General features: G+C 72.2%; 3 protein-coding genes. 1 reads left to right on the forward strand and 2 read right to left on the reverse strand.

All coding sequences use genetic code 11. The features are described 5' to 3' along the window. Positions 1–375: 375 nt before the first annotated feature. Both E1267_RS24120 and E1267_RS24125 read right to left on the reverse strand, forming a co-directional pair. Positions 376–2,499, reverse strand: a complete 2,124-nt coding sequence (locus E1267_RS24120; RefSeq protein WP_132335198.1) for a carbon starvation CstA family protein — start codon at positions 2,497–2,499, stop codon at positions 376–378. 3 nt (positions 2,500–2,502) lie between these two features. Continuing rightward, positions 2,503–2,841, reverse strand: coding sequence for a hypothetical protein (locus E1267_RS24125; protein ID WP_132335200.1), 339 nt, complete (start codon positions 2,839–2,841; stop codon positions 2,503–2,505). Between the two features lie 157 nt (positions 2,842–2,998). On the opposite strand from E1267_RS24125, the gene E1267_RS24130 reads away from it, so the two are divergent. Beyond that, the gene (locus tag E1267_RS24130) at positions 2,999–5,890 is read left to right on the forward strand and encodes an ATP-binding protein (protein WP_132335202.1); all 2,892 of its coding nucleotides are present in this window, start codon (positions 2,999–3,001) and stop codon (positions 5,888–5,890) included. The last annotated feature ends 203 nt before the right edge of the window (positions 5,891–6,093 follow it).

The raw sequence follows: 6,093 nt of genomic DNA on the forward strand, positions 1-6,093 counted from the left end.
GCGGAGCCGCGTACGCCCGCGCTCAACGCATGCGACCGTTCTCGATCACGCCGTGCAACGACGACCAGGAGGGGATCGATGCGTGCCGAGCTGGAGGCGTACGCCCGGACCCGGCGGCGGGGAGCGGGCGAGCTTCCGGCGGCAGGACCTCGCCGGACGGACACGCGCCTACATCCAGGCTCACCTGCACGACCACCGGCTGACCCCGCGTTCCATCGCGCGGGCGCACCACATCTCGGCTGAGGCGTACCCGCCGCGACCTCGCCGACGCCGTTCTGGCCGACGTGCCGATCCGCCGGATCGCCGCCCGGTGGGGCTTCGGCGCGCCGGCGGATTTCAGCCGTACGTGCATGCACCGGCGGAACGGCGACGCGGTCAGCCGTCGGGCGACGCCTTCGCCATCATCGCGCGTTCCTCCCGGGTGGCGATGAGACCGGCCGGTGCGAGGATCTTGGACTCCTCGAACGGCGCCTCGGCGGTCGGCAGCGTCTCGCCGCTCCTGATCACTCTGATCCACACCCGCAGCGCGTCCAGGATGACGACGATGATGAGGATCGCGAACAGCGCGGCCAGGACGCCGTCGACGGTGGAGTTGATCACGATCTGCTCCATCTCGCCCACCGACTTGGCGGGTGCGAGCAGCTGCCCCTGGTCGAGGGCCGTCTGGTAGCGGTCGCGCTGGGAGAAGAAGCCGAGCGTCGGGTCTGGCGAGAACACCTTCTGCCAGCTGGCCGTGAGCGTGACGGCGGCGTCCCAGGCCAGCGGGATGGCCGTCACCCAGGCCCATTTCAGCCGCCCGCTCTTGATCAGCAGGGTGGTGGCGACGGTGAGCGCCACGGCGGCGAGCAACTGGTTGGCGATGCCGAACAGCGGGAAGAGCTGGTTGATGCCGCCGAGCGGGTCGTTGACGCCCTGGTAGAGGAAGTAGCCCCAGGCGGCGACGACGACGGCGCTGGTGACGATCAGGCCGGGCCACCAGCTCACGCGGGAGACCGGCTTCCACACGTTGCCGATCGTGTCCTGGAGCATGAACCGTCCCACGCGGGTGCCGGCGTCCACGGTGGTGAGGATGAACAGCGCCTCGAACATGATCGCGAAGTGGTACCAGAACGCCTGCCAGCCCGCTCCGCCGAGGAAGCCGGAGAAGATCTGTGAGATGCCGACGGCGAGGGTGGGCGCTCCGCCCGTCCTGGCGATCAGCGTCTCCTCCTGTACGGCCTCCGCCGCCGCCGACAGCTGCTCGGGCGTGATGACGAAGCCGAGGTTCGTCACGGCCTGGGCGGCGCTCTCGACGGTGGCCCCGACGACGCCCGCGGGGGAGTTCATCGCGAAGTAGAGACCGGGGGTCAGCACGCAGGCGGCCGTGATGGCCATGACGGCCACGAACGACTCCATGAGCATGGAGCCGTAGCCGATCATCCGGACCTGCGACTCCTTCTGGATCATCTTGGGCGTCGTGCCGGACGAGATGAGCGCGTGGAAGCCCGACAGCGCCCCGCAGGCGATGATGATGAACACGAACGGGAACAACGACCCGGCGAACACCGGCCCCTCACCGTTGAACGCGAAGTCGGTGAAGGCCGGGGTCTTCAGCGTCGGCATGGTGACGGCGATGCCGATGGCGATCAGCGCGATGGTGCCGATCTTCATGAACGTCGACAGGTAGTCGCGCGGCGCGAGCAACATCCACACGGGCAGCACGGCGGCGACGAACCCGTACGCGATGAGCCAGAGCGCCAGGGCCGACGGGCTGAGTGTGAAGAACGGCGCCCAGCTCGAGTCCTGCACCCAGCCGCCGGCCACGATCGCGAGCAGCAACAGCGCGACGCCGATGACGGTGGTCTCGACGACCCTGCCCGGCCGGATCACCCGCAGGTAGAAGCCCATGAACAGGGCGATCGGGATGGTCATCGCGATGGAGAAGACACCCCATGGCGACTGCGCCAGGGCGTTGACCACGACCAGCGCCAGCACAGCGAGCAGGATGATCATGATGGCGAAGACGGCGACGAGCGCGGCTGCCCCGCCGACCGGACCGATCTCGTCGCGGGCCATCTGCCCGAGGCTGCGCCCGTTGCGCCGCATGGAGAAGAACAGGATCACCATGTCCTGCACGGCCCCGGCGAAGATCACTCCGGCGACGATCCAGATGGTGCCGGGCAGGAAGCCCATCTGCGCGGCCAGTACGGGTCCGACCAGCGGCCCCGCGCCGGCGATGGCGGCGAAGTGGTGGCCGAAGAGGATGCGCCGGTCGGTCACGTGGTAGTCGATGCCGTTGTCGAGCCGCTCGGCCGGGGTGGCCCTGCGGTCGTCGGCGCCCAGCACCTTGCGCACGATGAAGCGGGCGTAGAAGCGGTAGGCGATGGCGTACGAGCCGAGCGCGGCGGCGAGCAGCCAGACCGCGTTGACGTCCTCGCCTCTGGACAGGGCCAGCACGGCCCATCCCGCGGCACCGACGAGTGCGACCGCCGTCCAGATGATGATGGAGCGCAGTTTCACCGGTTACCTCCCATCTTGTGAGCCATACAGAGGGCGCCCCAGGCAGCAGCGCAGACCGGCGTCCGGCGGCAGATCGGTGGTGAAGCGCCGCCATCGCCACAGCGGACGGCAGTCGATCATGACGGGGAGGTCGGTGAGATGTACCCAGGCGGTCGGGTGCGCGTACACCAGGTCGGTTCCGAGCGGGCGTGCGCGCCGGGGTAGTCGTGATCGGCGCAGGGACCGCACCGAGAACTCACCCGCGTCGGCGCAGCAGAGCCCGGTCACGTGCCAGTCGAAGAACACCACTTCGTCGTCGCCCAGCGCTTCACGTGCGGCAGCGGTCAACGTGATTCGGGACATCTGGTGCTCCTGGTTAACAGGTAGCTCAGAATTTACGTCGGCTCTACCCGTTATGGGCAACCGCGAAACTCGATCAACGGTGAACCCCCGGCTCTGCCAGGCCATGTAGATTGTTGACGCTGATCTATCGCCATCGGGGCGGCAATGGGGGTGAGCCATGCCCTTCGGCCCGGCCCGCATCGCTCCCTCAGGCGCCCTGTCCGACGTGCTCGTCGGGCGCCGGGCCGAGCTCGCGCTGCTCCGCGCCGTCGTCGCCGCACCGCCGTCGCTCGCCCTGGTCGAGGGCGAGGCGGGGATCGGCAAGAGCCGGCTGGTGGCGGAGCTCTTCGCCACGTCAGAGCACGCACGGGCGCCGGCCGGCGTGCCGGTGCGCCGGCTCGTGGGCCAGTGCGAGCAGCTCCAGGAGCCGCTGCCGCTGTCGCCGCTGCTCGACGCCTTCCGAACGGCCGGTGCCGAGCTCGCCGCCTCCCGCCCGGCCAACCCCGTGATCGGGGCGCTGGCGCCGCTCCTGCCCGAGATCGCCGGGCATCTGCCGCCGCCGCTGCCCGCCTTACCCGACCAGCGGGCCGAGCGGCACCGGGTGTTCCGTGCCGCCGTCGCGCTGCTCGACCGCCTCAGCCCGCTGGTGCTCGTCCTGGAGGACGTGCACTGGGCCGACGGCGGCACGCACGACTTCCTCGCCTTCCTGGCCTCCCACCAGCCGCGCGAGCTGTCGGTGATCCTCACGGCCCGTACCGAGACGGGCCCGCTGCCCATCCGCGAGGCACTGGCCAGAGCTCCGTCCGGCCCCGCTCGGGTGATCAGCCTCACCCCGTTGAGCCCGCCCGATGTGGAGGAGCTGGCGGGCGGCATCCTGGGGACCGATCTCCCGCGTACGTTCGCCGCGCCGCTGCACGAGGCGACCGGCGGCATCCCGTTCGTCGTGGAGGAGGTGCTCCGCACGCTGCTGGAGCGGCTGCCCGCCCACGAGATCCCCAGGCGGCCCGACGTGCTGGCCGACCTCGCCGTCCCCACCGTGCTGCGCGACGTGGTGGTGGGCCGCCTGGCCGCGCTCGACGAGCCGATACGCGAGATCCTCGGGGCCGCCGCCGTCATCGGCGTGACACCCGACGACCGGATGCTCGCCGAGGTCACCGGCCGCGACCCGGAGGAGATCGTCAAAGCCCTCGCGACAGCGCAGGCGATCGGGCTGCTGCACGAGGACGACGGCCGCTGCCGGTTCAGGCACACGCTGGCCCGGCAGATCGTGTACGAGTCGGTGCCCGTCGCCGGGCGGCGCTGGTCGCATCTCAAGACCGCGCAGGCCCTGGAACGAGAGCCGGGCCAGAAACCCGTGGCCAGGCTCGCCCACCACTACCGGCTCGCGGGCCGGACGGCGGAGTTCGTCGGCAACGCCGAGGCCGCCGCCGACACGGCCCTCGCCCACGGCAACGACGCCACCGCGGCGAGGTTCCTGCTGCGGGCGCTGGAGACCGACGAACTGGCCGGCGACGTGCGCGTGCGGCTGGCCGTCAAGCTCGGCCGGGCCGCGGTGGACGGGCTGGCGCACGCGGAGTCCGTACCCATTCTCGAACGCCTGCTGGCGAGCGAGCCGCTGCCCGCCCACCTGCGCGGAGAGCTGCGCTTCGCGCTCGGACGCATGCTGCGCCAGCAGGGCGAGGCGCGGGCGGGCTACCTGCAGATCGAGCGGGCGGTGGACGACCTCGGGGACCGGCCCGCCCTCCTCGGGCGGGCGCTCGCCGTGCTCGCCGCGCCCGAGACCGTGCCCGACCGGCACGTCCGCGAGCACGCCGCCCGCTGCGACCAGGCCGAGCGGGCCGCCCGCCGCAGCGGGGAGCGCGACGTGCACATCGCGGTACGCATCGCGCGGGCCTCGCTCCTGCTCGAACAGGGTGACCCGGGCAGCCGGCGGCTGATCGACGACCTGCTGCGCGACGACCGGCTCCGCGCCGTGCCGAGGGAGCACGCCCGCGCCTGCCTCAACTGGGCGCAGGGCGCGCTGCACATCGGGCGGCTCGACCGCGCCGAGTCGCTGCTCGCCGAGGGACGGCGGGTGGCCGACCAGGCGGAGTACCTGCGGGTGGCGGAGGTCGTCGAGCTGGTCACCGCCGCCGTGGACCGGGCGGCGGGACGCTGGGACGGGCTGGAGCGCCGGGCCCGCAGGCTGGCGGGGCCGGCGGCGACGTTCGCGGCGGCGTTCCTGGACTCGCGGCTGCTGCACGGCACGCTGCTGGCGGCCATCGGGCCGGCCGAGGAGGCCGCGGAGTGCCTGGGACAGGTGATCACGGTCGCCGAGCGGGTGGGTGCGGTGTGGCCGCTCATTCCGGCGCGCATGGCGTTGTCGCGGTTGCTGCTCGGCCTGGACGACCCCGCGGCCGCCGCGGAGCAGGCCACGGCCGGGCTCGCCCTGGTCCGGGCCAAGGGCAACTGGGTGTGGGGAGCCGAGACCGTACTGTGCCTGGTGGACGCCATGGACGCGGTCGGCGAGGCGGGCGGGGCGGCCGGGCTGGTGTCCGAGCTCGCCGCCGGCATCGAGGGCGCCGACGCGCCGGTCGCGCAGGCCGCGCTGCTGACCGCGCGGGGCGTCCTGGCGCGCTCGCGGGGCGGCGAGGTGGAGGCCGACCGGCTGCTGGACGCGGCGCGTACGACGCTGGGCGAGGCCGGGCTGCGCTACGACGAGGCCCACGCCTTCGAGCGGCTGGGCCGCCTGCGCGGCGCCGCCGGCGGCGACTGCCTGGAGGGCGCGCTGCGCCTGTACGGGGCCATGGGCGCGGACCGGGACATCGCGCGGGTCGGCCGGGTCATGCGGCGGAACGGCGTGCCCATCCCCTACCCGTGGCGGGGCGGGCGGCTTTCGCACGGCCGGTCGCTGTCGGCGCGCGAACGCGAGGTGGCGCTCCTCGCCGCGGCGGGCAGGACGAACCAGGAGATCGCCACGGAGTTGTTCCTGTCGCGGCGTACCGTGGAAAGCCACGTGTCCAGCGTGCTGCGCAAGCTGGGCCTGTCGTCGCGGACGGAACTGCGCGGGTTCGCCCTGCCGCCCGGCTGAGGGAGCCGTGGCCGGCGGGGCTGCGGGGGAATTGCGCGGTTTACGCCATGGACATCCTTACGTCATGTTGTTACGTTCACTGGCAATGACAACGATGTCATTCCTGTCCCCCTCGCAGGAGCAGAGATCGCACATGGTGTCACGACGTAAATTCCTGCTGGCCAACACCGCGGTCCTCGCGGCCGGCGGGCTCGGAGTCAGCC

This window comes from Nonomuraea longispora (genome assembly GCF_004348345.1).
Taxonomy (GTDB): Bacteria; Actinomycetota; Actinomycetes; order Streptosporangiales; family Streptosporangiaceae; genus Nonomuraea; species Nonomuraea longispora.